Source organism: Mycobacterium sp. AMU20-3851 (assembly GCF_043974665.1).
In the GTDB taxonomy this organism is placed as follows: domain Bacteria; phylum Actinomycetota; class Actinomycetes; order Mycobacteriales; family Mycobacteriaceae; genus Mycobacterium.
This window is the reverse complement of sequence record NZ_CP146371.1, coordinates 998,297-1,023,902: the sequence shown is the minus strand read 5'-3', so window position 1 is coordinate 1,023,902 and position 25,606 is coordinate 998,297. Positions and strand designations below refer to the sequence as shown.

Sequence of the window (25,606 nt, the reverse complement as noted above, 5' to 3'; positions counted from 1 at the left end):
CAAGAGCCTAAAGGTTGGACTGCAGGCGGGTGCGCTCAGCGTGAGCTACCGCGGACGTCCCTCGGCGTAGGCGGTGGCCCAGTCCCGCACGCTGCGCGCGTACTGATTGGACAGGTTGTAGGCGCGCAGAGCCTCCATCCAGCCCTTCGGCGTGGACAGGTCCTTGCCCCGCCAGCACAGATAGCCTGCCGCCGAGAGCGCGGCGTCGTCGAAGTTGTCCGGGCTGATCTCGCCGTCGTTGTTGGCGTCCACCCCGTACAGCCGCCAGGTCTCCGGGATGAACTGCATCGGGCCCATCGCGCGGTCCAGCCGGGCGTCGCCGTCCAGTTCGCCGTTGTCGGTGTCGAGGATCTCCATGTTGCCGCGGGTGCCGTCGAGCTGCACCCCGCGGATCGGGGGCCGGATCTCGCCGTTGTCCGCAATGGTGGAGCCGTGATAGGTGCCGTGATGGCTCTCGACCATCCCGATACCGGCCAGCGTCGTCCAGGCCAGGTTGCACTTCGGGTTGACCACCTCGGCCACCCGGGCCGCGTAGGCGTAGGCCTCCAGCGCCTTGGCCGGGATCCCGACCGTCGGGGCCAGGTCGGCGGCCCACTCGCTGAGCTGATCGGCGGGCCGGCCGGTGGCGTTGGTGTCGATCGCGGGCACTGCGGCCCCGGACGGGGGCGGCACCCCCTCGGGAATCGGGTCGCCGGTCTGCCAGGAGCAGCTGGAGGCGAGCAGCAAGAGCGTGGCGATCACCACGGCGGTCACCCGTAGCCAGCGCGTCCGCACCGAATGCGGCTCGGTGCTGGGGGGCTGCTCCGCCGGAGGTACCGCGGCTACTGCGGGAACGGTCGACGCCGGGGACGACACACTCCCTACGTCGGACAAGGCACTCCCTCAAAGACCCCGCGCTTCTCAGGCCGAAGCGGCCGGTAAACCCCGTTCAAGAGTAACGGGGCGACCCGGGCACGCACCGGATCGCGGCCCGACGAACCCCCATTCGGACAGGTATGCCTATCCAATCCTGCTCGAACGGGTACTGTGCACGGAGTCACCTAGGAGGTCGAATGAGACGGCATTTCGCCTGGCAGATACCGGTTGTTGCAGTAGCGCTGGCTCTCAGCGGATGTTCGGGCGACGGGTCGGACAGCGATTCGGACACGGCAACCGTGACGACGACCTCGGGCGAGTCGGCCACCACCACGGCGGCCGCGGCCGCCAACCCGCTCACCGAGCAGGCCGCCCGGGATTACAAGGCCTATGCGACCGCCCAGATCGACGAACTGGTCACCGTGGTCAAGGTCTTCACCGACGCCGTCCGTGCCGGTGATCTGCAGGCCGCCCAGAACGCGTACGCGCCGTCGCGCGCCCCCTGGGAGCGCATCGAACCGCTGGCCGGGCTGGTCGAAGAGATCGACGGCAAGATCGACGCCCGCGTCGACGACTTCGCCGGCGTCGACGACCCGAAATTCACCGGATGGCATCGCCTCGAGTTCCTGCTCTTCGAGAAGAACACCACCGAGGGTGGCGCCCCGTTCGCCGATCAGCTCGACGCCGACGTCGCCGCGCTCAAGGAACAGTTCCCGTCGGTGGAGGTGAAGCCCGTCGATGTGGCGACCGGGGCCGCCGAACTGATCGAAGAGATCTCCGAGGGCAAGATCACCGGCGAAGAGGACCGCTACGCCAAGACCGACCTGTGGGACTTCGACGCCAACCTGCAGGGGTCCCGCGACGCGGTCGGCAAGCTGAGCCCGGCGCTGGTGGAGGCCGACCCGGCCCTGCTGGGCAAGATCGAGGCCGGCATCAACTCGGTGTTCGAGACGCTGGGCCCGCTGCGTCGGGGCGACGGCTGGGTGCTGTTCTGCACCGAGAACGATCCGTACCCGTCCGCGCGCTGCCCGGACGTGACCGTCACCCCCCAGGTGATCGACACCCTCAAGGCCGAGCTGGCCGGTCTGTCGGAGAACCTGTCGCAGGTCTCGGGAGTGCTGAAACTGCAGTGAGCCACCCCCAATGAGCCGAGGTATTTCGCGGCGCGGGTTCGTCGCCGGGGCATTGGGCGCCGGCGCGGCGGTCGGAGCGGGGACGCTGGCGGGGTGCGGCACCGAGCCGCAGGTTCCCCAGCCGGCCGAGCGGTTCCTCGAGTTCGAGGGCGTGCACCAGACCGGGATCACCGCGCTGCCGATACCCGAACAGGGTCTGGTCGCGTCGTTCAACGTGCACGCCCGCAACCGGGCCGAACTCGCCTCCACACTGCGCGAACTCACCGACGAGGTCCGCGGTCTGATGGCCGGGAAACCACCGGAGACCCGGGACCCCGCCTATCCCCCGGTGGATTCCGGCATCCTGGGCGAGAAGCCGCCGGCGGACAACCTGTCCATCGTGGTCGGCGTCGGGGCGTCGCTGTTCGACGACCGGTTCGGGCTGGCCGACCGCAAGCCGCGCGAGCTGATCACCATGCCGTTCCTGGCCAACGACCGCCTCGACCCCAAGCTGTCGCACGGCGACATCTCGGTCATCTTCGAGTCCGGGCACAACGACACCATGCAGTTCGCGTTGCGCCAGCTGATGCGGCGCACCCGCAGCGACCTGGTGCTGCGCTGGATGATCGACGGGTACGCCCGCGGCATCGGGGCGGGCGTCGCATCGGAGGCCGCGACCCCGCGAAACCTGCTGGGATTCAAGGACGGCACCTCCAACCTCGACGTCTCCGACGAGGCCCTGATGGATCGGCACGTGTGGGTGGGCGCCGACGACGACGAGCCGGCCTGGACGGTGGGCGGGACGTATCAGGCGGTGCGCATCATCCGGAACTTCGTCGAGTTCTGGGACCGCACCCGGCTCGTCGAACAGGAGGCGCTGATCGGCCGCGCCAAGGTCAGCGGCGCGCCGCTGGGCATGCCCGGGGAGTTCGACGACCCGGATTTCGCCGCCGACCCCGACGGTCAGCGGATCAAACTCAATGCGCACATCCGGCTGGCCAACCCGCGCACCCCGGAATCCGAGCAGAACCGGATCCTGCGCCGCGGGTTCAACTACTCCCGCGGTTTCGACGGGGCCGGACGGCTGGACCAGGGGTTGGCCTTCATCTCCTACCAGCGCAGCCTGCAGAAGGGCTTCCTGGCGGTACAGGCCCGGCTCAAGGGTGAGCCGCTGGAGGAATACATCATGCCGGTCGGCGGCGGGTTCTTCTTCGTGCTGCCGGGCGTGACGGGCCACGATCGGTTCCTCGGTGATGAGCTCGTCGGCTGACGCACCCGTACCGCGAGATTGCAGTTGTCGAGCGAAACTGCGAGTAACGGTCTCGATAGCGGCAATGTCGCGGTACTGCCGCCTCTACTAGGCGTCGTAGTAGAGTCCGGCAGGTGACCTCGCCGGCAGCACGCGCGCGATGGCTGCGCGCTGCCCTGGTCGGGGTCAGCGCCGCCGCCGGCACCACCGGCGCACACGCCGCAGCCTCGGGCATGCTGCCGCACGGCGCCGCGCTGGTCGCGGCCCTGCTGGTGTGCGCCACCTCGGGCGCCGCCACCGCCGGCATCCGGCTGCAGAACCGGCACACCCAGCTGCTCGCCCTGATCGCCGCCCTCGGCGTCGCGCAGCTGCTCGGCCACCTCACCCTGACGATGGCCGGCGGACATCACGGCGGCGCCGGGCTCGGGCTGAGCCCGACCATGATCGCGGCGCACGCCGCGGCGGCGGTCGTGCTCGGTGTCGCCATCGGCGCCGTCGAACACCTGTACCTCGTCTGCTCCTCGGTGCTGCGCTGGCTACGGCTGTTCGCTGCCTTCAGCCCCCGCCCGGCACCGCCCCGCGCCCGCAGGCGCACCAACAACGTTGTCGCACAGTCGCTTCTGTGGCGCACAGGGCTGGGCATGCGTGCCCCGCCGATGGGTGACGTCGCGACCGCCTAGCGGTCGTCCCCGTCACGATGCCGCGCCCCCGCCGGGTCGCGGCCGTCCGCACGCCTGTCCTCGTACGGCGCTGCGTCCATCCATCGCTTCTTCCGAAGGCTGTGCATGACCATTCCCGACGACACCGTCGAAACCCCGTCCACCACCCAACCCGCACCACCACGGCGCAGCTGGCGCCCGTTCGTGATGCGGCTGCACTTCTACGCCGGCGTGCTGATCGCGCCGTTCATCCTGATCGCCGCCGTCACCGGCGGTCTCTACGCGATGGCGCCCACCATCGAACGCGTCGTCTACGGCGATCTCCTGACCGTCGGCGCCTCCGGCCAGCCGTTGCCGCTGGGCGATCAGGCGGCCGCCGCCCAGAACGCGTTCCCGGACCTCACGATGACGGGTATGCGGCCGCCCGCCGATGCCGACGCGTCCACCCGGATCGACTTCGCCGACCCGACCCTCGACGAGGAACTGCTGCGGTCGGTGTTCGTGGATCCCTACACCGGCCGGGTCCTGGGCGACGAGGCCACCTGGCTGGGCTACCTGCCGCTGAGCACCTGGCTGGACGGGTTCCACCGGCACCTCAACCTCGGCGAACCGGGCCGGGTCTACAGCGAACTGGCCGCTTCGTGGCTGTGGGTGGTGGCGCTGGGCGGTCTGGCGCTCTGGCTGACCAAGGCCGCCGCCGAACGGCGCCGCGGCAGGCCGGGCCGCGTCCTGCGCGCCGACCGCAGCCGCACGGGCCGCGCCCGCACGATGAATTGGCACGGCAGCACCGGCGTCTGGCTGCTCGCGGCGCTGCTGTTCCTCAGCGCCACCGGCATCACCTGGTCGACGTACGCGGGTGAGCATGTCACCGAACTGCGCTCGGCCATGGAGTGGAAGCGGCCGGTGCTGGACACCGCGCTGACCCCGCAGACCTCTGTGGTGGCCGACGAGCACGCCGGTCACACCGGGCACGGCGCCTCGGCAGCCGGTGCGCCCGCCGCGATCGACTACGAGGCGGTGCTGCGGGCCGCAGCCGGCGCGGGCGTCCAACAGCCGGTCGAGCTGGCCCTGCCCACCGAGGCCGGGCAGGGTGTGCGGGTCGCGGAGTTGGAGAAGCCCTACCGGCTGACCACCAATGTTGTATCGGTGGATCCCGCCACCAACACCGTCAGCAGCGAGATCGACTACTGGCGTGACTATTCGGTGGTCGCCATGCTCGCCGACTGGGGCATCCGCGGTCACATGGGGCTGCTGTTCGGGCTGCTGAATCAGCTGCTGCTGCTCGGTGTCGCGGTTGCGCTGGTCGCCGTGATCATCGGTGGTTACCGGATGTGGTGGCAGCGCCGCCCGACCCGCGGTTCGGCGTGGGCGGTGGGTCGCCCGCCGGTGCGCGGCAGGCTGAAGCAGTTGTCCCCGACAATGGTCGCCGCCCTGGCTCTCGGCGCGGTGGCGGTGGGCTGGTTCCTGCCGCTGCTGGGAATCTCGTTGGCCGCCTTCGTCGCTGTCGACCTGATCCTCGGTGCCACCAAGAAGCGCAAGGAGCGGACCGATGCGTAGATCACTGCTGTGCGCGGCCGTCGTCGCATTGCTGGCAACCGGCTGCTCCTCCCCCGCCAACGAGCACCCCGACTCCACGATGGCCGCCGAGGTGTCGTGGGAGGACCAGTGGGCGTCGGCCGGTGACGGAGAGATGGCCGCGGTGTTCGGGACGCTGGTCAACAACGGTGAGCGCGAGGCCCGCGTCGTGTCCGGCAGCTCACCGGCCGCCGGGATGGTCGAGGTGCACGAGGTCACCGGTGCGGCCGGCGCAAAGATGATGCGCCCCAAGGAAGGTGGGATCATTCTGCCCGCAGGCGGCTCGCACGAGCTGGTGCCCGGTGGGGACCATCTGATGCTGATGGATCTGACCGAGCCGCTGTCGGCGGGCTCCGACATCGAACTGACGGTGCAGTTCGAGGACGGCTCGACCCTGCCTGTCACCGTTCAGATCCGCGATTTCGCCGGGGCCGACGAGAACTACCAGCCGGCCCACCAGGGCCATGGCTGACGCCCTCAACCGGCGGCGCCTCCTCACCGGGGGCGCCGCCGCGCTGGCCGCCGGCGCCGCACTCACCCAATTCGGAGGGCACCCGGGAAGTGGTCCAGGTGCCGACCGGTCCGCGACATCGGTTGCCGATGGGTTCGGCGGGACGACAGTGCCGTTCCACGGCAGGCACCAGAGCGGTATCACGACGGCACCGCAGGCACATGCGTTGTTCGTGGCCCTCGACCTCGTCCCGGACACCGGCCGTGACGCCCGGCAGACGCTGATGGCGGTGCTGAGATTGTGGTCGGCCGATGCGGGCCGGCTCACCCAGGGCCGCCCAGCACTGGCCGACACCGAACCCGAACTGGCACAACGCCCGTCGCGGCTCACCGTGAGCGTCGGGCTCGGCCCCGGGCTGTTCGACCGGATCGGCCTGGCGCACCGGCGACCGCCGACCGCGATCGACATGCCGGCGTTCAAGACGGACCGGCTCGATCCCCGGTTCTGCGGAGGCGAGGTGCTGCTACAGATCTGCGCGGACGATCCGATGGTCGTCGCGCACACCAGCCGGGTGCTGCTGAAGAACGTGCGCACCATGACCCGGCAGCGGTGGCAGCAGCGTGGGTTCCGTAATGCGCACGGCGCCGACGGGTCCGGGCGCACCATGCGCAACCTGATGGGCCAGGTCGACGGCACCGCGAATCTGCGGGACGACACCGAGTTCGACCGGTACATCTGGGACACCGGCGCCGGGCAGCCATGGTTCGCCGGTGGCACCGTCCTGGTGCTGCGGCGGATCCGCTCCGAGATGGACACCTGGGACGAACTCGACCGCGCCAGTAAGGAATTCGCGGTGGGCCGCCGGCTGGACACCGGTGCACCGCTGACCGGGTCGCGGGAGGACGACGTGCCCGACCTGGATGCGCACGTCAACGGCATCCCGGTCATCCCGCCGAACTCGCACATCGCGTTGGCGCGCCACCACAACGACGGCGAGCGGTTCCTGCGGCGGCCCTACAACTACGACGATCCGCCACCGGCCGGGACGACCACCGACAGCGGCCTGATCTTCGCGAGTTATCTGCGGGACCCGGCGAGCCAGTTCATCCCGGTGCAACAACGCCTCGCCGACGCCGACGCGATGAACCAGTGGATCACCACCGTGGGGTCGGCGACGTTCGCGATGCTGCCCGGAGTGGCCGAGGGTGGGTGGCTGGGGCAGACGCTGCTGTCCTGACCACCCTTCAACACCTGGAAGTCAGGCAGGCCAGTGCGCGCGCCATTCGTCGGCGCCGATGGCCTCGGGGGGAGTGTCGCCGATCGGCGCGCCACCGCGGGCGGCCGCGACCGCCTTCTCCGCCGCGCGGATGGTGTCCATGAACTCCAACGTCGCCGTCCGCAGCGCATTCTCGGCATCGGAGTCCACCGCGATGCGTACCTCGCGCACGCTGTCCGGAACCAGATCGTCGGGTAGTCCGGCGGCGGCTGCACGTTCGAGCACCTTCTGGGCCAGCGCGAGCGCGGGCTGGCCGGTCGCCACATCGTCCATGCAGGACGCGCGCACCTTCTCCAGCGATTTGCGCTCCTCCCACTGGGCGAGCTGCTCCTCCAGCGAGATCGACTGGCCGGCAAGCACACCGGCCGCCCGGTTACCCAGTTTGCGTACCAGCGCGTCGGCGACATCGTCGATGTCGAACGGGTGCGCAGGCGCATCCTCGGCGATGCGGGCATGAAACAGCACCTGCAGCAGTACATCTCCGAGTTCCTCACGCAGCTCCGCGGCGTCACCGCCACGCACCGCGTCGAACAGCTCGTAGGTCTCCTCCAGCAGATACCGCCGCAGCGAGTCGTGGGTCTGCTCGCTCTCCCACGGGCCGTCGGTGCGCAGCTTATCCATGATCGCGACCGCGTCGACGAGTCGTTCACCGGGCTGCGGACCGGGTGCGGCGATCAGGGTCGCGCCGGCGGCCAGCCGGGCCCGGACCGCGGGGTGGTCGGCGTCCGAGGACAGCAGGACGGTGTCGTGGTCGTCGTCACCGGGCAAATACGGCCGGGCCGACGGCAGCGACCAGGGCACCTTGATCGGCATCTCCTCGGTGTACTGCACGTCGCCGGCGAGCAGGCCGATGGCCTCCACCGGGACCAGCGAGGGCCGGCGCGGGTCGACGAGAACGACTGTCATTGCGCGCCACCTCCGACTCCCAGGTCGGTTATATCAACGTCGTCGGCCGGACGACCGTCCAATGCCAGCAACAGACCCGCAACCGCTTGCAGGAGTTCGAGATCACGGATGCGTGGGGCGCCCACCCCGCTGCCGGCCCGCGGGATCGGGATCTGCACCGTGGACGTGGTGGCCCGGTACGCCGAACCCGGGTACACGCGCTTGAGCCGCAGCTGACCGGAGTCCAGCAGGGTCAGCGGCGCGATCTTCAGGGTGGCGTCGGAGACGGTGGACACCTCGGTGACCCCGTACTCACGGCACAGCAGACGCAGGCGCGCGACCGCGATCAGGCGTTGCGCCGGCTCGGGCAGCGGACCGTACCGGTCGACGAGTTCCTCGATGACGCGGTCCACACCGGCGCCGTCGGAAGCCGCGGCCAGCCGGCGGTAGGCCTCCAACCGCAGCCGGTCACTGCCGATGTAGTCCGGCGGGAGGTGCGCGTCCACCGGAAGGTCGATCCGCACATCCTTGGGTTCCTCCACGGCGGCAACGGTTTTGCCGTCGACGGCGGCGCGGTAGGCCTCCACGGCCTCGCCGACCAGCCGCACGTACAGGTCGAAGCCGACACCGGCGACGTGCCCGGACTGCTCGACGCCCAGCACGTTGCCCGCACCGCGGATCTCCAGGTCCTTCATGGCCACGGCCATACCCGCACCGAGTTCGTTGTTCTGCGCGATGGTGGCCAGCCGGTCGTGTGCCGTCTCGGTGAGCGGGTTCTCCGGCGGATACAGGAAGTAGGCGTACCCGCGCTCGCGGCTGCGCCCGACCCGGCCGCGCAGCTGATGCAGCTGCGACAGGCCGAAGGTGTCCGCGCGTTCCACGATCAGGGTGTTGGCGTTGGAGATGTCCAGCCCGGTCTCGACGATGGTGGTGCACACCAGGATGTCGAACTCGCGGTTCCAGAAGCCCTCGACGGTCTTCTCCAGGGTCTCCTCGTTCATCTGGCCGTGCGCCACCACGACCCGGGCCTCGGGCACCATGGCCTGCACCCGCGCGGCGGCCTGATCGATGGACTTGACCCGATTGTGGATGTAGAACGCCTGCCCGTCGCGCAGCAGCTCGCGGCGCAACGCCGCCGCGACCTGCTTGTCGTCGTGCGGGCCGACGTAGGTCAGCACCGGGAAGCGTTCCTCCGGCGGGGTGAGGATGGTCGACATCTCGCGGATGCCGGCCAGGCTCATCTCCAGGGTGCGCGGGATCGGCGTGGCGCTCATGGTCAGCACGTCGACGTGGGTGCGCAGGCTCTTGATGTGTTCCTTGTGCTCGACACCGAAGCGCTGCTCCTCGTCGACGATCACCAGGCCGAGGTCCTTCCAGCGGACCGCGGTCTGCAGCAACCGGTGGGTGCCGATGACGATGTCGACCGAGCCGTCGGCCATGCCGTCCAGGGTGGTCTTGGACTCGGCCGGATCGGTGAACCGGGACAGCCCCTTGACGGTGACCGGGAAGCCGGCGGTGCGCGCGGTGAAGGTCTGCAGATGCTGATCGGCCAGCAGCGTGGTGGGCACCAGCACCGCCACCTGCTTTCCGTCCTGCACCGCCTTGAACGCTGCGCGGACCGCGATCTCGGTCTTGCCGTAGCCGACGTCGCCGCAGATCACCCGGTCCATCGGGACCGGCTTCTCCATATCGGCCTTGACCTCGGCGATCGCGGTCATCTGGTCCATCGTTTCGGTGAAGCCGAAGGCGTCCTCCATCTCGGCCTGCCACGGGGTGTCCGGGCCGAACGCGTGCCCGGGCGCGGCCTGACGCTTGGCGTACAGCGACACCAGCTCGCCGGCGATCTCACGAACCGCCTTGCGTGCCTTGGTTTTCGTGTTCGTCCAGTCGCTGCCGCCGAGCCTGCTCAGGGTGGGCGCCTGGCCACCGACATAGCGGGACAGCTGGTCCAGGGAGTCCATCGGGACGTACAGCTTGTCGGTGCCGCCGCCACGTTTGGCCGATGCGTATTCCAGCACCAGATACTCGCGCCGGGCCCCGCCGATGACGCGTTCGGTCATCTCGACGAACTTGCCGATGCCATGCTGGTCGTGCACCACCAGGTCGCCGGCGGTCAGCGCCAGCGGGTCGACGACGTTACGACGTTTGGCGGCAAGACGTTTGCCGTCGGTGGCAGCCACCCGGTTACCGGTGAGATCGGTCTCGGTGATGATCACCAGGTTGGCGCCGGGGACCACCAGACCGTCGTGCAGCGGGCCTTTGACGACCCCGACCACACCCGCGGCCGGCTGCGCCCCGGGCTCCAGAATGGTTGCCGGGGTGTCGGATTCGCCGAGCTGCTCGACGACGCGGTGCGCGGTGCCGGTGCCCGGGGTGACCACCGCGGCGAACCCGCCGGTCAACACGTGGGCCCGCAGCATCGCGAAGATCTCCTCGACGGCGTGCTGGGTGCGTGCCGACGGGGCGGGACGGACGTCGAGTTCCACGGCGGACTCGTCGGTCAACTGGCTCAGCGTCCACCAGTGCTCGGCTGCGGCCCGGACCTCGTCGAGTTCGCGGAAACCCGAGCCGCCGAGCGCTTCGATGTCGACCGGGGCGGCACCGCCGATCGCGGCCACCGACCAGGACGCCTCCAGGAACTCCCGGCCGGTGCGGATCAGGTCGGCCGCCCGGGAGCGCACCTTCTCCGGGTCACAAACCAGCACCGGGGTGCCGGCGGGCAGATGGCTGGTCAGCAGCGTCAGCTCGTCGGGCTGCAGCACCGGCAGCAGCGCCTCCATACCGTCGGCCGGGATGCCCTCGGACAACTTGGCCAGCATGTCGCCGATGGACCCGGCGACGGTGTTGTCGGTCTGGGGCTGGGCGTCGACGAGTTGACGGGCGCGTTCCTGGACCGCCTCGGTGAGCAGGATTTCCCGGCACGGCACCGCGACGAGGTGGCTGACCTCGATCTCGGTGATGGACCGCTGGTCGGCGACGGAGAACATCCGCATCTCCGAGACCTCGTCGCCCCAGAACTCGACGCGCACCGGATGCTCGGCGGTCGGCGCGAAGACGTCCAGGATGCCGCCGCGGACGGCGAACTCACCACGTTTGGCCACCATGTCGACCCGGGTGTAGGCCAGCTCGACCAGCCGGGCGATGGCTTGGTCAAATGTCGCGCCCGGAGCCGCTCCGGCGGCGACATCAGGTTCCGCGCCCACGCTCAGCGTGACGGGTTCGAGGTCGCCGAGCGCCGGCGCCATCGGCTGCAGCAGCGAGCGGGTGGTGGTGACCACCACCTGCAGCGGCGGGCCGAGGTGTTCGTCTCCCGGGTGTGCGAGCCTGCGCAGCACCATCATCCGGGCGCCGACGGTCTCCACGCCGGGTGAGAGCCGCTCGTGCGGCAGCGTCTCCCAGGACGGGAACAACGCGACGGCCTCCCCGAAGACGGCCTTCAGCTCGGCGGTGAGGTCGTCGGCCTCCCGGCCGGTCGCCGTCACCACCAGCAGCGGGCCGGTACGTGCCAGCGCGGCCGCGGCGAACAGCCGGGCACTGGCCGGGCCGACCATCGAGAGCGTCTTCGGACGGGCCTGCGCGCGGTCGATCAGATCGGTGAACGTGGGCGAGCTCAGCGCCAGTTCGACGAGTCCCGCGATCGAATTTTGGACATGAGTGTGCCCGGGTGCGGTCATGATGTCCCCCATCTTAGGCGGCGGCCCGCGGTGACCCCGCTCGCGCCGGAACCGGCCGGAAAACCGGCGCACGAAACGGGGCTGCACCGGTGTTGGCGTGCCGGCAGGTCCGGGCCGCGCGCCCTGGATCAGTCCTCGAGTTCGGGGTTGGCTTCCAGGTGTGTCAGCCCGTTCCAGACCACGTTGACCACGTGGGCGGCCACCACTTCCTTGGGTGGTTCGCGCACGTCCAGCCACCACTGGGCCGTCATCGACACCGACCCGACCAGCGCCTGGGCGTACAGCGGGGCCAGCTCCGGGTCCAGTCCGCGCCGGGAGAAATCCCCGGCCAGGATGGAGGCCACCTGGTTGACGGCATCGTTGAGCAGCGACGCGTAGGTGCCCGAGGTGGTCCCGGCCGGTGAGTCGCGGATGAGAATGCGGAACCCGTCGGTGCGTTCCTCGACGTAGGTCAGCAGCGCCATCGCCACCCGCTCGATGCGCACCCGGGACCGGTTCTCGGTCAGCGAGGCGGTGATCCGGTCCAGCAGCATCGACATCTCCCGGTCGACGACGACCGCGTAGAGCCCCTCCTTGCCGCCGAAATGCTCATAGACCACCGGCTTGGAGACGTTCGCGCGTTGCGCGATCTCCTCGATGGAGGTGGCATCGAACCCGCGCTCGGCGAAAAGCGACTTGGCCACCTCGATGAGCTGCTGGCGGCGTTCACTGCCGGTCATACGGGCGCGCGGCGCACGAGTCTCTCTGTCGGGTGCTGCCACGGAGCCAGGATACGGGGGACGTCGACTAGAGTCTCGGATTGTTCGATCCGTCGTGGTGTAATCGGCAGCACCTCTGATTTTGGTTCAGATAGTTCAGGTTCGAGTCCTGGCGACGGAGCTCAACAGCTGCTCAACCGCGCGAGTGACCCCAAACTGACAGCGTCGACGGCGTGTCCTCGTACCGGCACTCCTCGCTCGCGGAGGAGGAGAATCGTGTCCACCACCGACATCGCCGTGATCGTGCTGGCCGCCGGGGCCGGCACCCGGATGCGATCGGCCACCCCCAAGGTGCTGCACGCCCTCGGCGGGCGCAGCATGCTGGCCCACGCCCTGCACACCGCCACCGCGCTGCAACCGAAGCATGTCGTGGTGGTTGTCGGGCACGGCCGCGACCTGGTCGGCGCCGAGGTGGCCCGGGTCGCCGAACGCGCCGGCGCCGCGATCGAGACCGTCGTCCAGGAGGAACAGCTCGGCACCGGGCATGCCGTGGGTGTCGGGCTGGCCGGCCTGCCGGACGACTTCGACGGCACCGTGCTGGTCACCTCCGGCGACGTCCCGCTACTGCGCACCGAGACGCTGACCGCCCTGGTGCGCACCCACGACCGGGCCGGCGCCACCATCCTGACCACCACGCTGGCCGACCCGACCGGGTACGGGCGCATCGTCCGGGACGCGGACGGGGCGGTGGCGGCCATCGTCGAACACGCCGACGCCGACGATGCGCAGCGCGCCATCGGCGAGATCAACTCCGGTGTCTACGCTTTCGACGCCGTGGCGCTGCGGTCCGCGCTGACCCGGCTGACCGACGACAACGCCCAGGGCGAGCTGTACCTCACCGACGCGGTGGCCATCCTGCGCGCCGACGGGCAGGCCGTGCGGGCCGCGCACGTCGAGGACACCGTCCAGGTCTCCGGCATCAACGACCGCGTCCAGCTCGCCGCGCTCGGTGCCGAGCTGAACCGGCGCACCATCGTCGCCCACCAGCGTGCCGGGGTGACGATCACCGACCCGGGCACCACCTGGATCGACGTCGACGTCGAGATCGGGCCGGACACCGTCATCGCGCCGGGCACCCAACTGCTCGGCGCGACGTCGATCGGCGCCGGCGCCACCATCGGACCGGACACCACGCTCACCGACGTCGAGGTCGGCGACGGTGCATCCGTGATCCGCACGCACGGGGAGTTGGCGGTCATCGGCGCGGGCGCCACCGTCGGACCGTTCACCTATCTGCGGCCGGGCACCGAGCTGGGGCCGGACGGCAAGCTGGGCGCCTTCGTGGAGACCAAGAACTCGGTGATCGGCGCGGGCACCAAGGTGCCGCATCTGACCTATGTCGGGGACGCCGACATCGGCGAGCACAGCAACATCGGCGCCTCCAGCGTGTTCGTCAACTACGACGGCGAAACCAAGCGGCGCACCACGATCGGTTCCCACGTCAGGACCGGTTCGGACACCATGTTCGTGGCGCCGGTCACCGTCGGGGACGGGGCCTACACCGGCGCCGGGACCGTGCTGCGCGAAGACGTTCCGCCCGGCGCGCTGGCGGTTTCGGACAACACCCAACGCACCATCGAGGGGTGGGTGCTACGCAAGCGCCCAGCAAGTTCGTCCGCGGATGCCGCCCGCAAGGCCGGCGCCCCCGAACCCGACGCCTGATGTTGGCAATCTGGTAACCCAGGGACGCGGACCGGTTACTGGCCCGTACGATTGCCCCGTATCGATCCCCGAACGGCGAAGGCACAAGAGATGGCCCACGACTGGACCGACAACCGCAAAAATCTGATGCTCTTCTCCGGCCGGGCGCACCCCGAGCTGGCCGAGCAGGTGGCCAAAGAACTCGATGTGCCGGTGACCGCGCAGACCGCGCGTGACTTCGCCAACGGCGAGATCTTCGTCCGCTTCGACGAGTCGGTTCGCGGTTGCGACGCGTTCGTGCTGCAGAGCCATCCCGCGCCGCTGAACCAGTGGCTGGTGGAGCAACTCATCATGATCGACGCGCTCAAGCGCGGCAGCGCCAAACGCATCACCGCGATCCTGCCGTTCTACCCGTATGCCCGGCAGGACAAGAAGCACCGCGGTCGCGAGCCCATCTCCGCGCGCCTGGTCGCCGACCTGTACAAGACCGCCGGCGCCGACCGCATCGTCACCGTGGATCTGCACACCGACCAGATCCAGGGCTTCTTCGACGGGCCGGTCGACCACATGCGCGCGCAGTCGCTGCTGTGCGGGTACATCGGCGACAAGTACCGCGATTCGGACATGGTCGTCGTCTCCCCTGACTCGGGCCGTGTCCGGGTCGCGGAGAAATGGGCCGACTCTCTCGGTGGCGTCCCACTGGCCTTCATCCACAAGACCCGCGACCCGCTGGTACCCAACCAGGTGGTGTCCAACCGCGTGGTCGGCGATGTGAAGGGCAAGACCTGCATCCTCACCGACGACATGATCGACACCGGCGGCACCATCGCCGGCGCGGTCAAGCTGCTCAAGCAGGACGGTGCCGGTGACGTCATCATCGCCGCCACCCACGGAGTGCTCTCCGACCCCGCCGCCCAGCGTCTCGCCGACTCGGGTGCACGCGAGGTGATCGTCACCAACACCCTGCCGATCACCGAGGACAAGAAGTTCCCGCAGCTGACGGTACTGTCCATCGCCCCGCTGCTGGCCAGCACGATCCGCGCGGTCTTCGACAACGGCTCTGTCACCGGACTGTTCGACGGATCCGCCTAGCGACGAGCGCCGGCGCGAGGAGTAATCAGACATGGCCGCCCGCATTTTCCACAACCCGAAGTGCTCGACCTCCCGCAAGACAGTGGATCTGTTGCGCGAGAACGGCGTCGAGCCAGAGATCGTGCTGTACCTGAAGACCCCGCCCACCCGGGATGAGTTGGTCACGATGATCGCCGACGCCGGCATCGATGTGCGCACCGCGGTGCGCAAACGCGAATCCCTGTACGGGGAACTGGGTTTGGCGGATGCTTCCGATGACGAACTGCTCGACGCGATGGCGGCGCACCCGATTCTGATCGAGCGGCCGTTCGTGGTCACCGACAAGGGCACCCGACTGGCCCGCCCGATCGAGAACGTCCGCGAAATCTTGTGAGCAGGGCGCTGCTGGCGGTCCCGCTGTTGACCGCGGCGCTCCTGTCCGGCTGCGGCGAGGCCACCCCGGACTATCAGTCGCTGCTGGCGACCACCCCGACCCACCCGACGGCGGCCTCGACGCAGGATTCCGTGCCGCTGTCGGCATATCTGGAGAGCGTAGGGGTGCAGGGCCGACCGGTGGCCCCCGAGAAACTCACCGATCTGGCGGTCACGGTGCCCCGGCCCAAGGGCTGGCGCGACTACACGAACCCCAACCTGGCGCCCGGCACCCGGGTGATCGCCGACGGCGAGACCTACCCGACGGCCATGCTCATGGTGTTCACCCTCGACGGTGACTTCGATGTCGCCGAGGCACTCAAGCACGCCGACGTCGACGCCGAGATGTCCCAGAACTTCAAGAAGCTCAACGGTTCTCGTGAGGACTTCAAGGGTTTCCCGTCCTCGATGATCGAGGGCACCTACGACCTGAACGGGCAGCGGATGCAGGCCTACAATCGCATCGTGTTCGCCACCGGCTCGAAGCCCGAGACGCCGGGCGGCACACCGCAGCGCTACCTGGTGCAGCTGACCGTGACCAGCTTCGCCGACGACGCCGAGTCCAAGGGCCCGGCCATCGAGGAGATCATCTCCGGGTTCGGCGTCGCCGCCAAGTAGCGCCCCGCGCAGCTACCCTGGCTGCCATGAGCTCATGGACCGCCGCGGATCTGCCCTCGTTCGACGGCCGTCGCGTCGTGGTCACCGGCGCCAACAGCGGCCTGGGCCTCTACACCGCCCGCGAGCTGGCCCGGGTCGGCGCCTCGGTGGTGCTCGCCGTCCGCAACCTCGACAAGGGGCACGACGCGGCCGCCACCATGACCGGCGATGTCGGGGTCCGCCGTCTCGACCTGCAGGACCTGGCCTCGGTACGCGCCTTCGCCGAGGACACCGACGCGGTGGACGTCCTGATCAACAATGCCGGCATCATGGCGGTGCCCTACGCCCAGACCGTCGACGGGTTCGAGAGCCAGATCGGCACCAACCACCTCGGACATTTCGCGCTGACCAACCTGCTGCTGCCCAAGATCACCGACCGGGTGGTGACGGTGTCCTCGATGATGCACCTGCTCGGCAAGATCAGCCTCAAGGACCTGAACTGGAAGGCCCGGCCCTACTCGGCGTGGCTGGCCTATGGCCAGTCCAAGCTGGCCAACCTGCTGTTCACCAGCGAACTGCAGCGCCGGCTCACCGCGGCCGGGTCGCCGGTGCTCGCGGTGGCCGCCCATCCCGGCTACTCGGCGACCAATCTGCAGGGGCAGACCGGCAACGCCACCGGCGACGTGTTCTGGAAGGCCGCGAACCGGGTCGCCACCGACGCCGCGTTCGGGGCGCGGCAGACCCTGTACGCGGCGGCCGCGGATCTGCCCGGGGACAGTTTCATCGGTCCCCGGTTCGGTCAGCTCGGCCCCACCGGCCCGAGTCCGCGCAGCCCACTGGCCCGCAATACCAAGACCGCGTCCCGGTTGTGGGAGCTGTCCGCCCAGCTCACCGGCACCGAATTTCGGATCTGACGCCGCCCTGGGTTAGCCTGTTGGGCATCACGGCGAGGGTGGCCCGACCACCGTTATCGACGGGAACCGCTTTGTTCTTCCCTGGCCGTGCGTTGTTCCCACACCGGCACAGGAGTAAAGACACATGGCCAAGAACCCGGCCCCCAACAAGCTGACCGCCACCGCGCGCACCCGCACCGGCAAGGGCGCCTCGCGCCAGGCCCGCCGTGACGGCAAGGTGCCCGCCGTGCTGTACGGCCACGGCACCGATCCCCAGCACCTGGAGCTCAACGCCCGCGACTTCGCCGCCGTGCTGCGCCACTCCGGCACCAACGCCATCCTGACCCTGGACATCGAGGGCAACGAGCAGCTCGCCCTGACCAAGGCCCTGGACATCCACCCGGTGCGCCGCACCATCCAGCACGTCGATCTGCTCGTCGTGCAGCGTGGCGAGAAGGTTCAGGTCGACGTCGCCGTCGTCGTCGAGGGTGAGGCCGCACCCGGCACCCTGGTCACCCAGGACGCCAACACCATCGCCATCGAGGCCGAGGCGCTGTCCATCCCCGAGCAGCTGACCGTGTCGGTCGAGGGGCTGACGGCCGGCACCCAGATCACCGCCGGCCAGATCGAGCTGCCCAAGGGCTCCAGCCTGGTCGTCGACGCCGAGACCCTGGTGGTCAACGTCGTCGCCGCGCCGACCGCCGAAGACCTGGAGAGCGAAGGCGCCGGCGAAGAGGCCGCCGCACCGGCCGAGGAAGCCACCGAGGCCGCGGCCGAGGGCGAAGCCGAAGCCGCCGAGTAACAGTTCACCGTGGCCGAACCGTTGTTGGTGGTCGGCCTGGGCAATCCCGGGCCGAACTACGCCAAGACCAGGCACAACCTCGGTTTCATGGTCGCCGACATCCTGGCCGAGCGCATCGGTTCGGGATTCAAGGTGCACAAGAAGTCCGGAGCAGAAGTCACCACGGGCCGACTGGGAGGTCGGTCCGTGGTGCTCGCCAAGCCCCGGGTCTACATGAACGAGTCGGGCCGCCAGGTCGGCCCGCTGGCGAAGTTCTATTCGGTGGCCCCCGCCGACGTCGTGATCCTGCACGACGAGCTCGACATCGAATTCGGCCGCATCCGGCTCAAGCTCGGCGGCGGCGAGGGCGGCCACAACGGGCTGCGTTCGGTGGCAGCCGCGTTGGGCACCAAGGATTTTCAGCGGGTCCGCATCGGTGTCGGGCGCCCGCCCGGGCGTAAGGACCCGGCCGCCTACGTGCTGGAGAACTTCTCGGCCGTCGAACGGCCGGAGGTGCCGACCATCTGCGAGCAGGCCGCCGATGCGACGGAGTTGCTCCTGCAACTCGGCGTCGAGGCCGCGCAGAACACCGTGCACGCCTGGTAGCACTCCCCCCTCTTCTCGCGAGCGTGCGTGTCCGTTGCCCGACACGCCGCCGCCGGACGGAGTCGACGCACGCTCGTCACCAGGTGAACGGCACACCCAGGTCCAGGGTTCGCCGCGCTTTGTCGTAGAAACCCTGCGGGGCGTACTGGTCGGTGTGCAGATAGCACCGCACATCGACCTCGGAGCTGCCCGGGGTGAACGTCAGCAACCGGCTGATCGGCAGTGTGGTGATCGGCATGTGATGCCGGCTCAGTGCCGCGACATTCATAAAAAATGTGCCACCCCAACGTCTCTCGATGTGCGACTTGCCTCCGTGGTGGTCATCGGGATGAGTGTGGGTGTGGCCGCCGATCCACAGCTTGACCGCCCCGGGATGCTCGGCGAGATAGCGTTCGAAGGCCCCGGAATCCGGCCGGCCGCCGACCCAGTACAGGTAGGACGCGCCCTGCGGCGTGCCCCGGAGAAAGGGGCGGTGGTAGTGCTCGTGCAGGGTGCCGTCGGCGTCGCGGCGCACGCCCTCCCACTCACCCGAGGCCACCGTGGTGTCCTTGAGGACGTAGTGGTGCACCGTGACGATGATCGAATCACGGTTGTTCTCAACCATGTTCACCCACCAGTCGAAGGTCGCCGCGCTGACCACACCACCCGGGTTGCCGCCGAGGGTGCCGCGCCCGACAGGCTGGGACGGCTCGTTGACATCGCTCATCATCAGGAACAGCAGGTTGCCCACCCGGAACGAATACCGCTGCCAACTGCCCGCCACCGGGTACCGCCGCGCGGCCGGGTCCACCCCGGAGTGCGCGGTGTGCTCCCCGAGCGGGTCGATCCATTTGCGCCACCACCAGGCCGGCGGCTCGTCGAGACCGTTGCGGTCGTGGTTGCCGCAGACCGAGTAGATGTCCTCGCGGCGATGCGTGCGCAGCGCCCCGAACTGCCGGCGGACCTCCCGACCCTCGACGTCGTCGGGCAGGCTGTGGTGCGCCCCGGACATGTCGCCGGCGTCGACGGCGATGTCCCAGGCAAAGTCCGATTCCGACTGTCGGATCGCCTCGGCGAGGCTTTCCCGCCCGAACTGTTTGTCGGTGCCGACATGTGCGTCACCGAAGGCCCACAGCCGGAAGTCGCCGTCCACAGCCCGATTCTCCGGCGCGGACGGCCCGGCGGCGGACCGTTGCGCTCAGCCCGATTCCAACCGGCGGCCGGTGAACTCCCCCCGGATCAACCACACCCCGAGCGCGATCACCGCGCCGACCTCGAAGGCGACGATGCCCCGCTCGACCAGGCCCAGCGGGATGATGCGCCACCAGGACAGGTCGGTCACCATGCTGACCGCGATGGCGCCGAACAACAACCCCAGCCAGCCCACCGAGCCGTAGGCCAACCAGACCGCGGGCCGGGCGGCGCGGTGCCTGCGCGCGATCGTCAGCACCGCCGCCGGCAGCGATACGAAGGCCAGCAGGGTGGCGATGCGGTGCACGGATCCGCTTGTGCTGGGCCCGATTTCCCAGTTGTGTTTGGGGAAGGCCGCCACCCCCACCAGGCCGATGACCCACAGCACCATCAGGACCGAGCCGACCGACAGCGGCTGCACCAGGCCGGCGCTGATCAGGCCGAGCAACAGCAGCATCGATCCCAGCGCGAGCGCCAGCACCCCGGTCAGGAAGGCCCACCCGCCGGCGGTGTAGATGTACTCGGAAATGGTGGCGCGGCGCAGAGTTCGGCCGGGCCGGTGTGATTCCCCGCCCAGGATCGCGTCCAAGGACAGGATGGCGACCACGGAGACGGCGGCACCGAGCACGCCGAGCCAGCCGAGCAGCACGTGAGAGGCGCGGTCCATCAAACCAGGGTACGGACCGCCGCGCCGCGGCGAGCGTGCGCGATCTCGGCCTCGCCCCGGCGTGTCCACCCGCAGACCCGCACGGTCGCGGGGAGTTAGCCGGTGACGAGCGCGACCGAATTGGCGCGGCGCAGCTTGCCCGACGGGGTCTTGGGGATGGTGCCCGGACCCAGCACGACCACGTTGCGCGGACGCACGTCCACCTCGGTCACCACCTCGTGCGCGACCTGATGCTCGATGCGGCGCACCGCGGCGGGATCCTGGTACTGATTGGATTCCACTGCGACGGCGAAGGTTTCGCGAGAATGTCCGGCATCCAGGCGCACCGCGACGGCGCAGCCGGGACGCACACCCTCGACGCGGCCGGCGGCCCGCTCGATGTCGGTCGGGTAGATGTTGCGGCCGGCCATGATGATGACGTCCTTGACGCGACCGCAGACGACGATGTTGCCCTCGTCGGTGATGTAGCCCAGATCGCCGGTGTCGTACCAGCCGTTCTCGTCCTGGGTCGGCAGGAAACCGGCCATCGTGATGTAGCCCGGGGTGACCGATTCACCGCGCAGCTGGATGACACCGACGCCGCGGGTCGGCAGCACCGCGCCGTCCTCGTCGACGATGCGCGCCTCCAGGTCGTTGAGCAGCGGGCCCAGCGAGGCCAGCCGGCGGGTGTTGCCCTTGCTGGACGGCACGGCCCGACGCAGCGCGGCGAGCAGGTCGGCGTCGACCTCGTCGACCACCAGACCGGCGTTACACGGAGAGAACGACACCGCCAGGCAGGTCTCGGCCATACCGTAGGCGGGCAGGATCGCCGAGGACGGCAGCCCGAACGGCTTACCGGCGTCGAGCAGGTCCTCCACGTCGGCCGGTTCGACCGGCTCGGCGCCCGACAGCGCGAAGCGCAGCGTGGACAGGTCGAACTCGCCCGGCTTGGCCTGGCGGCGCAGGCGCTTGGCGAACAGCGCGTAGGCGAAGTTCGGGGCCGCGGTCATGGTGCCCTTGTACTTGTCGATCAGACGGGCCCACAGCAGGGTGTCGCGCAGGAAGTCCATCGGCGTGACCTTGACCAGTTCGGCGCCGAAGTACATCGGGATGGTGAGGAACCCGACCATGCCCATGTCGTGGAAACAGGGCAGCCAGCTGACCATGACGTCCTTGTCGACGTCGTACTGGGCGCCGATGAACATGGCCTCGGCGTTCGAGTAGATGTTGCGGTGGGTGATCTGCACCGCCTTCGGAGATCCCGTCGAACCCGACGTCAGCTGCATGAGCGCCAGATCGTCCTCGCCGGTCTCCACCGGATCGATCGGCTCGGAGGCCAGCAGGTCGGCCACCGTGAGGACCTTGATGCCCTTTTCCTCCAGCACCGGGATGGCCACGATGAAGGGCTCGGAGACGATGACGGCCTTGAGTTCGATCATGCCGATGACGGTCATGGTGTCCTCGGCCCACACCGCGAGGTCGGTGCGCGGGGTCGGCTGGTGCAGCATCGTCAGGCTGCCGCCGCGCATCCACACGCCCTGCGCGGTCGGGGCGATCTCGACCGGGAAGCCGGCCAGCACGCCGACCGAGTCGCCGGGACCGATGCCGGCCGCGGCGAGTCCGCCGGCCACCCGACGGGCCCGCTCGTGCACCTCGAGCCAGGTGTGCCGGACAGGCTCGTAGGGTTCGCCGGTGACCATGCCCCGCGCGCTCTCATGGGCGCTGCGGTACATCTTGTCGGTGAATCGGCTCACGGCAACCTCCTGGGTGTCTGGGGCCGGGTCGGCTGCGACGCCGACCCCAGTTTCATTGCGCGTTTCCCTATATTCCGCCTGCTGGTGCACTCTTCAGGAGAGGCGCGCACACACAATTGGGAAGCAGTTGTGTCTCAAAACGGTGGTCATAGACCGGTTGGTCGGCCAGTTTCCACCGTCGACCATCTTAAGAGACCCTTAAGTAACTGCCAAACGCTTGGGCCGATTGAGGCATGTGTCACAACGCGGCGCCGGCCGGTTCAGCGCATCGGGCCGGGCACCACGCGGGCCCCCTGCACCGGGCCGCTGGCCACCCGCACCGTGCGGCATACACCGGCGCCGGTCAGCGCCGTCGCGACCTCGACGGCGTCGGCCGCCGACGCGCAGAGGAACGCGCAGGTGGGGCCCGACCCGGACACGATCCCGGCCAGCGCACCGGCCTCCTGCCCGGCGCGCAGGGTGCGGCGCAGATCGGACCGCAGGCTCAGGGCGGCGGGCTGCAGATCATTACCGAGCAGCGGCGCGAGTTCCTGCGGGTCGCCCGAGGCCAGCGCGGCCAGCACCGGTTCGACGTCCGACAGTCGCGGCGGTAGCCCGCGGTCCGGGCTGTCCCGCAGCCGGTCGATCTCACCGAACACCGCGGGCGTGGACAGGCCCTGATGGGCGAAGGCGAGCACCCAGTGGAAGGTACTGCGGGCGAGCACGGTCGCCAGCTCCTCACCGCGCCCGCTGCCGAGCGCGGTGCCGCCGTGCAACCCGAACGGCACGTCGCTGCCGAGCTTGGCCGCCAGGGCATGCAGATCACGACGCGGTACGCCCAACTCCCAGAGGTGGTTCATCGCGACCAGCACCGCCGCGGCGTCCCCGCTGCCGCCGGCCATGCCCCCGGCCACCGGGATGGACTTCGAGATCGAGATGGCCACGTCGGGCGCCCGGCCGACGTGATCGGCCAACAGTTCGGCGGCCCGCCAGGCCAGATTGCGCTCGTCGGTGGGCAGCGACTCGGACCCCTCGCCGGACATCTCCAGCGAGAGCACGTCGGCGGTGCGCACGGTGACGTCGTCGAACAGCGAGACGGCATGGAAGACGGTGCTCAGCTCGTGATAGCCGTCGGCGCGCAGGTCCCCTACCGCCAGGTACAGATTGACCTTGCCAGGGACGCGCACCGTCACCGAACCGGTGGGCTCCCACTCGGTCGCGGTATCACCGTCGGATGCAGACACCGGACGACACTACCGCCACGCCGTAGCCGTCGACCAGTTGAGCATCGACAAGTTGAGCGTTGAGATACCCCTCGTCAAATCCCGCCGCCGAGGATCACGCTAATGTTTGCCATGGCGATGTGTCAAGAATCACACCGATGTCAAACGGGCGGTTTTTCCAGCGGCGACATGCTCCGCCGTCGTATAGGGCCGGATGGCCCCGTTTGCCTGGTTCAGCTCAGCGCGGGGTTGCCGGCGCGCTCGGCCGGCGCCTCGACGACCTCGGGTTCCGGCTTGGGCGGCTGCGACGCGGTCAGCTCACCGGAACGCTGCAGCAGCCGGACGAAGTCGGCGATCCCGAGAGTCTCGCCACGGCGTGCGGGGTCGATGCTCGCCGACAGCAGACGTTCGGCCGACTCGTTACCGGAACCGGCCCACTCGGCGAAGGCGTTGCGCGACGTCTTACGGCGCTGCGCGAAACCGATGTCGATGAGCTCGAAGACCTGCTCGCGGAACTCCGCGTCGGTCGGCCACGGCGACGAGTCGTAGCGGTCGATCCGGACCAGACCGGAGTAGACCCGCGGAATCGGCCAGAACACCGTCGGCGACACCATGCCGTACCGGCGGACCTCGCCGTAGAAGCGCACCTTGGCGCTGGGGACGCCGTAATCCTTGCCACCGGGTTCGGCGGCCAGCCGCTCGGCGACCTCGGCCTGCACCATGACCATCACGGTCTTGATGGACGGGAACTCGGCCAGCAGGTGCAGCAGCGCGGGCACCGCGATGTTGTACGGGAGGTTCGCGACCAGCGCGGTCGGCATCTCGTCGAGATCCTCGGACTTCAAGGTGAGGATGTCGCGGTTCAGGACCGTCAGCCGGCCGATCTCGCTGTGCGAGTGGTTGGCGATCGTCTTGGGGAGCTGGCGGGCCAACACCGGGTCGATCTCCACGGCTGTCACGCGAGCGCCGCGGTCGAGGAGGCCCAGGGTCAACGAGCCGAGGCCGGGACCGACCTCGATCACCGAATCTTGTCGGTGGATACCCGATGCGGAAACGATGCGGCGCACGGTGTTGGCGTCGTGGACGAAGTTCTGTCCAAACGCCTTCCGCGGCCGGAAGTCGATCTCCCGGGCAAGATGCCGAATCTCGGTCCGCCCGAGCAGTCGGATCGTCACGATGACCCCAATCTCGCGCTACATGTTGGCCAGGCACCCCAGCCCTGGCGTGCCCTCGTCACTTCAGCAATCGCGATTTGTTCTTCGCGGGTCGCCAAATCTGCCCGCTGAGCATACCTCAGACCGCCCTGCCGCTCCCAGGTGTTTTGATCAAATTGAACACCACCGAAATATCCGTTGCCGGTATTGATGGCCCAATTACCACCCGATTCGCACCGGGCAAGGGCATCCCAGACGTGTCCTTGCGATACCGGCGGTACCTCGGTGCCCGGTTTCGTGCCCACTCTCAGCACAGCTTCGCGGGCCGGATTCAGAACGACATTGGCTACTGGCAATCTTCCGGTCTCGACGCCGTTCACCTCGGCGACAGCAAACGTCACATTCTGCAGTCCCGGTGTGCCGGGGTCCTCGACCACCTGGCGGCTCATGTTCAGTGCCGGATCCTCGATGCGGGTACTGGCCGGAGGCAGCGGCAGCTGCTCGGTGACCTTCTGGATCCGCACCCGGGTCACGGCGATGCGCATACCCTCGATGACCGGCGAGGATGCCGCCGGCACCACGGTGTCGCGCTGCTGCAGCGGCGCTCCGGCCGCCTCCAGCAGTGCGCCCACGTTCGGCGCGGCCAGCCGCACGGTGCTCACCTTGCCGCCGTCGTCGAGCTGCACGGTTTTGGCGCTGACCACGGGTAATGACATCCCGGCCAGCGGCACGCGACTACCCCGGGAGGCCGCCGCGGGGGCGGTGTCGGTCATCGCGAGCTGGGCCAGGGCCTCCTGCACCGTGCTCGCGGTCGTCCACACCTCGGTGCTGTTCTGGCCGTCCTTAGAGATCTGCAGCGGGCGGCTGCGCCGCAGCACGATGGAGTCCGCGTCGGCCACCGACGCGTCGGCAGCCGGGTAGAGATCGTCCCGTTCCCCGACGGTGAAACCGTTCTCTTCGATGACGTCGATGACCCGCGATTTCATGGTCGCTACCTGCACCTCGGTGCCGTCGACGGTCAGGCTGACGGTCTTGTGGGACGCCACCGCGACGCCACCGGCAAACACCAGCGTCAATAACAGCGCGCCCACAACCAGCCGCAGGGCCGGCGAGCGCGTCTCATGGATCTTGTTCAAAACATTCAAAGCTGTGGTTCCCAGAATTG

23 protein-coding genes and 1 tRNA gene are annotated in these 25,606 nt (G+C 69.2%); 14 read left to right on the top strand and 10 right to left on the bottom strand.

The genetic code is table 11. From position 1 onward, the window contains the following. Nucleotides 1–45: 45 nt before the first annotated feature. Complete coding sequence (locus tag V4U86_RS05080) at nucleotides 46–774, bottom strand: lytic transglycosylase domain-containing protein (protein ID WP_395310194.1); 729 nt, start codon at nucleotides 772–774, stop codon at nucleotides 46–48. Nucleotides 775–1,052: 278 nt separating this feature from the next. Between V4U86_RS05080 and V4U86_RS05075 the strand changes: the two genes are divergently transcribed. From V4U86_RS05075 to V4U86_RS05050, 6 genes are all read left to right on the top strand, one after another. After that, entirely contained in the window at nucleotides 1,053–1,988 is a 936-nt protein-coding gene (locus V4U86_RS05075; protein WP_395310193.1) for an EfeM/EfeO family lipoprotein, read from the top strand. 10 nt (nucleotides 1,989–1,998) lie between these two features. Beyond that, on the top strand, nucleotides 1,999–3,237 hold the full coding sequence (locus tag V4U86_RS05070) for a Dyp-type peroxidase (RefSeq protein ID WP_395310192.1): 1,239 nt from the start codon (nucleotides 1,999–2,001) through the stop codon (nucleotides 3,235–3,237). A gap of 113 nt (nucleotides 3,238–3,350) precedes the next feature. Further along, nucleotides 3,351–3,896, top strand: a complete 546-nt coding sequence (locus tag V4U86_RS05065; protein WP_395310191.1) for a hypothetical protein — start codon at nucleotides 3,351–3,353, stop codon at nucleotides 3,894–3,896. A 105-nt stretch (nucleotides 3,897–4,001) separates the two neighbouring features. Then, complete coding sequence (locus V4U86_RS05060; RefSeq protein ID WP_395310190.1) at nucleotides 4,002–5,432, top strand: PepSY-associated TM helix domain-containing protein; 1,431 nt, start codon at nucleotides 4,002–4,004, stop codon at nucleotides 5,430–5,432. Continuing rightward, complete coding sequence (locus V4U86_RS05055; RefSeq protein ID WP_395310189.1) at nucleotides 5,425–5,922, top strand: copper chaperone PCu(A)C; 498 nt, start codon at nucleotides 5,425–5,427, stop codon at nucleotides 5,920–5,922. Before V4U86_RS05060 ends, V4U86_RS05055 begins: the two co-directional genes overlap by 8 nt. Further along, complete coding sequence (locus V4U86_RS05050; RefSeq protein WP_395310188.1) at nucleotides 5,915–7,138, top strand: Dyp-type peroxidase; 1,224 nt, start codon at nucleotides 5,915–5,917, stop codon at nucleotides 7,136–7,138. Before V4U86_RS05055 ends, V4U86_RS05050 begins: the two co-directional genes overlap by 8 nt. A 21-nt stretch (nucleotides 7,139–7,159) precedes the next feature. Here V4U86_RS05050 and V4U86_RS05045 read toward each other — a convergent pair whose 3' ends face one another. The 3 genes from V4U86_RS05045 to V4U86_RS05035 form a co-directional block, all read right to left on the bottom strand. After that, on the bottom strand, nucleotides 7,160–8,083 hold the full coding sequence (locus V4U86_RS05045) for a nucleoside triphosphate pyrophosphohydrolase (RefSeq protein ID WP_395310187.1): 924 nt from the start codon (nucleotides 8,081–8,083) through the stop codon (nucleotides 7,160–7,162). Further along, nucleotides 8,080–11,736 carry a transcription-repair coupling factor gene (mfd, locus tag V4U86_RS05040; RefSeq protein ID WP_395310186.1) on the bottom strand — a complete coding sequence of 1,219 codons (3,657 nt, stop codon included), beginning with the start codon at nucleotides 11,734–11,736 and terminating at the stop codon, nucleotides 8,080–8,082. The genes V4U86_RS05045 and mfd overlap by 4 nt, the downstream gene beginning before the upstream one ends. Before the next feature lie 128 nt (nucleotides 11,737–11,864). Then, the gene (locus tag V4U86_RS05035) at nucleotides 11,865–12,455 is read right to left on the bottom strand and encodes a TetR/AcrR family transcriptional regulator (RefSeq protein WP_395311920.1); all 591 of its coding nucleotides are present in this window, start codon (nucleotides 12,453–12,455) and stop codon (nucleotides 11,865–11,867) included. 88 nt (nucleotides 12,456–12,543) lie between these two features. Here V4U86_RS05035 and V4U86_RS05030 point away from each other — a divergent pair. The 8 genes from V4U86_RS05030 to pth all read left to right on the top strand — a co-directional run bounded on the left by V4U86_RS05030 (nucleotide 12,544) and on the right by pth (nucleotide 18,515). Continuing rightward, nucleotides 12,544–12,615 (top strand) — tRNA-Gln (locus tag V4U86_RS05030). 149 nt (nucleotides 12,616–12,764) lie between these two features. Continuing rightward, nucleotides 12,765–14,156, top strand: a complete 1,392-nt coding sequence (glmU, locus tag V4U86_RS05025) for a bifunctional UDP-N-acetylglucosamine diphosphorylase/glucosamine-1-phosphate N-acetyltransferase GlmU (RefSeq protein ID WP_395311919.1) — start codon at nucleotides 12,765–12,767, stop codon at nucleotides 14,154–14,156. Between the two features lie 90 nt (nucleotides 14,157–14,246). After that, nucleotides 14,247–15,227 (top strand): ribose-phosphate diphosphokinase, encoded by a 981-nt coding sequence (locus V4U86_RS05020; protein ID WP_395310185.1) that lies wholly within the window; start codon nucleotides 14,247–14,249, stop codon nucleotides 15,225–15,227. 31 nt (nucleotides 15,228–15,258) lie between these two features. Further along, nucleotides 15,259–15,600: an arsenate reductase (glutaredoxin) gene (gene arsC, locus V4U86_RS05015; protein ID WP_395310184.1), complete on the top strand. Its 342-nt coding sequence runs from the start codon at nucleotides 15,259–15,261 to the stop codon at nucleotides 15,598–15,600. After that, nucleotides 15,597–16,256, top strand: a complete 660-nt coding sequence (locus V4U86_RS05010) for an LpqN/LpqT family lipoprotein (RefSeq protein ID WP_395310183.1) — start codon at nucleotides 15,597–15,599, stop codon at nucleotides 16,254–16,256. The genes arsC and V4U86_RS05010 overlap by 4 nt, the downstream gene beginning before the upstream one ends. Before the next feature lie 26 nt (nucleotides 16,257–16,282). Then, nucleotides 16,283–17,149 carry an oxidoreductase gene (locus V4U86_RS05005; protein WP_395310182.1) on the top strand — a complete coding sequence of 289 codons (867 nt, stop codon included), beginning with the start codon at nucleotides 16,283–16,285 and terminating at the stop codon, nucleotides 17,147–17,149. Nucleotides 17,150–17,273: 124 nt separating this feature from the next. Beyond that, complete coding sequence (locus V4U86_RS05000; RefSeq protein ID WP_395310181.1) at nucleotides 17,274–17,930, top strand: 50S ribosomal protein L25/general stress protein Ctc; 657 nt, start codon at nucleotides 17,274–17,276, stop codon at nucleotides 17,928–17,930. A 9-nt stretch (nucleotides 17,931–17,939) separates the two neighbouring features. Continuing rightward, entirely contained in the window at nucleotides 17,940–18,515 is a 576-nt protein-coding gene (gene pth, locus V4U86_RS04995; protein ID WP_395310180.1) for an aminoacyl-tRNA hydrolase, read from the top strand. A 76-nt stretch (nucleotides 18,516–18,591) separates the two neighbouring features. Here pth and V4U86_RS04990 read toward each other — a convergent pair whose 3' ends face one another. From V4U86_RS04990 to V4U86_RS04965, 6 genes are all read right to left on the bottom strand, one after another. Then, nucleotides 18,592–19,647 carry a hypothetical protein gene (locus V4U86_RS04990; protein ID WP_395310179.1) on the bottom strand — a complete coding sequence of 352 codons (1,056 nt, stop codon included), beginning with the start codon at nucleotides 19,645–19,647 and terminating at the stop codon, nucleotides 18,592–18,594. Between the two features lie 45 nt (nucleotides 19,648–19,692). Further along, nucleotides 19,693–20,352 carry a DUF998 domain-containing protein gene (locus V4U86_RS04985; protein WP_395310178.1) on the bottom strand — a complete coding sequence of 220 codons (660 nt, stop codon included), beginning with the start codon at nucleotides 20,350–20,352 and terminating at the stop codon, nucleotides 19,693–19,695. Between the two features lie 95 nt (nucleotides 20,353–20,447). Continuing rightward, nucleotides 20,448–22,085, bottom strand: a complete 1,638-nt coding sequence (locus V4U86_RS04980) for a fatty acyl-AMP ligase (RefSeq protein WP_395310177.1) — start codon at nucleotides 22,083–22,085, stop codon at nucleotides 20,448–20,450. Between the two features lie 260 nt (nucleotides 22,086–22,345). Next, on the bottom strand, nucleotides 22,346–23,308 hold the full coding sequence (locus V4U86_RS04975) for a 4-(cytidine 5'-diphospho)-2-C-methyl-D-erythritol kinase (RefSeq protein WP_395310176.1): 963 nt from the start codon (nucleotides 23,306–23,308) through the stop codon (nucleotides 22,346–22,348). A 212-nt stretch (nucleotides 23,309–23,520) separates the two neighbouring features. Beyond that, entirely contained in the window at nucleotides 23,521–24,462 is a 942-nt protein-coding gene (rsmA, locus tag V4U86_RS04970) for a 16S rRNA (adenine(1518)-N(6)/adenine(1519)-N(6))-dimethyltransferase RsmA (protein ID WP_395310175.1), read from the bottom strand. Beyond that, a complete protein-coding gene (locus V4U86_RS04965) occupies nucleotides 24,459–25,586 on the bottom strand; it encodes a transglycosylase family protein (RefSeq protein ID WP_395311918.1) in 1,128 nt (375 codons plus the stop codon). Before V4U86_RS04965 ends, rsmA begins: the two co-directional genes overlap by 4 nt. Nucleotides 25,587–25,606 lie beyond the last annotated feature (20 nt).

Bases quoted from the DNA above. Each gene is read 5' to 3' on its own strand.
- V4U86_RS05055 (WP_395310189.1), top strand. From the start codon at position 5,425: ATGCGTAGATCACTGCTGTGCGCGGCCGTCGTCGCATTGCTGGCAACC.
- V4U86_RS05045 (WP_395310187.1), bottom strand. From the start codon at position 8,083: ATGACAGTCGTTCTCGTCGACCCGCGCCGGCCCTCGCTGGTCCCGGTG.
- V4U86_RS05070 (WP_395310192.1), top strand. From the start codon at position 1,999: ATGAGCCGAGGTATTTCGCGGCGCGGGTTCGTCGCCGGGGCATTGGGC.
- V4U86_RS05020 (WP_395310185.1), top strand. From the start codon at position 14,247: ATGGCCCACGACTGGACCGACAACCGCAAAAATCTGATGCTCTTCTCC.
- V4U86_RS05000 (WP_395310181.1), top strand. From the start codon at position 17,274: ATGGCCAAGAACCCGGCCCCCAACAAGCTGACCGCCACCGCGCGCACC.
- V4U86_RS05060 (WP_395310190.1), top strand. From the start codon at position 4,002: ATGACCATTCCCGACGACACCGTCGAAACCCCGTCCACCACCCAACCC.
- V4U86_RS05050 (WP_395310188.1), top strand. From the start codon at position 5,915: ATGGCTGACGCCCTCAACCGGCGGCGCCTCCTCACCGGGGGCGCCGCC.
- V4U86_RS04985 (WP_395310178.1), bottom strand. From the start codon at position 20,352: ATGGACCGCGCCTCTCACGTGCTGCTCGGCTGGCTCGGCGTGCTCGGT.
- V4U86_RS05075 (WP_395310193.1), top strand. From the start codon at position 1,053: ATGAGACGGCATTTCGCCTGGCAGATACCGGTTGTTGCAGTAGCGCTG.
- V4U86_RS05035 (WP_395311920.1), bottom strand. From the start codon at position 12,455: ATGACCGGCAGTGAACGCCGCCAGCAGCTCATCGAGGTGGCCAAGTCG.
- glmU (WP_395311919.1), top strand. From the start codon at position 12,765: ATGCGATCGGCCACCCCCAAGGTGCTGCACGCCCTCGGCGGGCGCAGC.
- V4U86_RS05005 (WP_395310182.1), top strand. From the start codon at position 16,283: ATGAGCTCATGGACCGCCGCGGATCTGCCCTCGTTCGACGGCCGTCGC.
- mfd (WP_395310186.1), bottom strand. From the start codon at position 11,736: ATGACCGCACCCGGGCACACTCATGTCCAAAATTCGATCGCGGGACTC.
- arsC (WP_395310184.1), top strand. From the start codon at position 15,259: ATGGCCGCCCGCATTTTCCACAACCCGAAGTGCTCGACCTCCCGCAAG.